Origin of the sequence: uncultured Veillonella sp. (assembly GCF_963551295.1) — a bacterium.
Taxonomy (GTDB): Bacteria; Bacillota; Negativicutes; order Veillonellales; family Veillonellaceae; genus Veillonella.
Map to the genome: position 1 here is coordinate 1 of NZ_CAUVFT010000062.1, position 2,537 is coordinate 2,537.

General features: G+C 49.5%; 1 protein-coding gene. It reads left to right on the plus strand.

Going from position 1 to position 2,537, the window contains the following annotated elements:
- Window positions 1-2,537 (plus strand): hypothetical protein (locus RYO55_RS09695; protein ID WP_314985315.1); only part of this gene is annotated, 2,537 nt, incomplete at both ends.

Here is a 2,537-nt window from a genome sequence, read left to right on the forward strand (position 1 = left end):
CTCCGACCATTTCTTAGTTGCGTTCAAGAACGAAAAGGAAGGCAACGTAATCTGGCATGCGAACCACGACATCGATACCCGCAGCAAGACGGACTTCGAAAGCACAAACACTGCGTCGGGAAACATCACATGGTACGCCGGTAATGATATCCATACTCGTCTTGGAAAGAACAGTCCTTCTACGCTTACGAATGGCGTGAACTTCAAACAAGAAGGTGCAGGACGCACGATCTGGCAAGCCGGACGGGACATTACGACGCACAATGCCGTACATTTCCAGTTTACGAGCAATGCGAAAGACTGGGCCAGCCTTGGTCTGTTAGCTGAGCGAAACATCACGTTGGGCGGTGTGAATGTCTCAGAATATGATGTGAATAATACATCTGTAGTGAATGAGTTCAAGGTAGAGACAGAGGTCAATGACACGGTCGTGCTGCATGCGAAGGATGGTTACATCCTGACTAACTCCTTAGTGAACCTCGAGCGCAGCAATACCGGTGCAGCGCTTACGAAGCTCTGGGCAGGTTGTAGCACGTTTAAGCTGGATAACGACATCGATGTGGAGCACACCTTTAATTATACCGAGCCTACGGGTGGTCAGGCTGCTGGATCGCAGATCTATCTTTATGCTGAAAATGACATTTTCTCCAATAAAGACGCAGCCAGCGGAAGCTGCGACACGCGTGAGGCACCGATCACATTCACTGTACCGGCGGGTTCGAAGACGATTACCAAATGGGAAGCTGAGCGTAACATCAATACGATGGGCCGTGTAGACTTTGCCTACGGGAATGCCTCTTCGGCTGGTCCGTTGACATGGCTTTCGCGTGCAGGCTATATCCAGACCGAGCGCCCTGTGACGATCGCTTATAAGAGTGACAGCACGATCTCGATCCTTGCGGAGGATTGGCGCCATGATCCGGCTAGCCATAACGACGTAAAGTCACATGCTAATGCTACCGGTCGTCGTGGTAATATCCACTTCTTCGACTCTGTTCGAATCAATCGCAACAATACGGCAGCTGGTATGACGCAGCTGAAAGCCGAAAACCATATTTGGACAGCCATGCTGGATTATGTGGATGAGACCTCTACGGGCGATACGATGGAGATCATCTCGCACAAGGGTGATATCTATCTCGGTTATAACGACAATACCCCGACGCAGAATCCCTATCAATACGTAGCCACAATGAACAATGGCTATATCATGCAGCGTAGACTGTCTGCGTTGTGTGGTAACCCAGTGGCAAACGATGTGTCATATGATAAGAACCGGTTTATCTACACGATCCCAGCAAGCAATACGAAGGGGCACTTGTGGATTAAAGCAGGTTGGGAAGAGAAAACGGATCGCAATTCCGTACCGGATGATGGATCGAGACTGGCTGGTGGTAATATCTACTTCTCGCACATTGCCGTTAATCAGCCTACAGGTAGTGATCACCCGACCGTCATCGCGATACCATTCTCTGGCCTTTGGCGTTGCGGCAGCCCAGGCGATAGCATGCTTTACAATCGCTCAGGACGTGCTTTGCAGTTCTATGAGAATGCAGGTATTATCTCTGGTGTAAACCACTGTGTTCGTCCTTATCCTGGAGGAGGGAATACCTCCGCATCAAATGCCACGGATTGGGGCTTGTTCTATCGTGGTGGTAAGGGAACCTTGACGGTAGATGCCGGTAATCGTGGTAACATCATCTTTAACAAGGGTGCTTATCTGAGTTTTGAGGATGTAAGCTCTACAGGTGATGCCATCTTCCGTACTCGTTTTGGTGACATCGATATGCGTAATCCGTTCAATGTGGATACGATGCGTGGTAGCTTGGCTTTCTTAGCTCAGACCGATAACCTTAGCGATCTGCCGAACTACAAATCTTGTACTTGCGAAGAGGAACGTAACAACGTTTATCTGCAAGACTTCGAATACAAAGCACACGGTGCAAGTGGTAGTGTATTTATCGCAGCTGACAATAACATCAAGTTGAACTACGGTGGTCTGCAGAACATCGGTACACGACACGATCCATTCCTGAGCAAGGATTATGAAAAGTGCAATGATGGCAGTCTGAAGAAGGTAGGCGAAGGTTATATTGGCGGAGCATTGGGCGGATGCGGTACCGACCTCCATTGCGATGCAGTCGCAAGCGAAAATAAGGCACGTACATTCTTGATGAAGTTTGATAAGGACGCTAATGGTACGGCCATCACTAAGGGTGGTTTTGCTGCAGTGGCTTCGGACTACATCGACGTCTACAAGAAGTTTGCGTACTACGGCGGTAGCGGCTCAGGTATGGGCAGCGTACCGACTACGGGCACCTTACACGGTGAGACAGTCACGGGCTATGGTCTCTTCATGAAGACCCAAGCCAACAAGGGCAACTGGAATATCAACGTCTTTGAGAATGCACCGACTTGCCCCACACCTTGTAGTGGTACGAGCTGCGACCAGGATTACCTGCATATGGTTTCGCGTATGACTTTCCATGACGATGCCTATATCGAAGCGCACAACCAAGAGGTCATGCTTTGGTCAC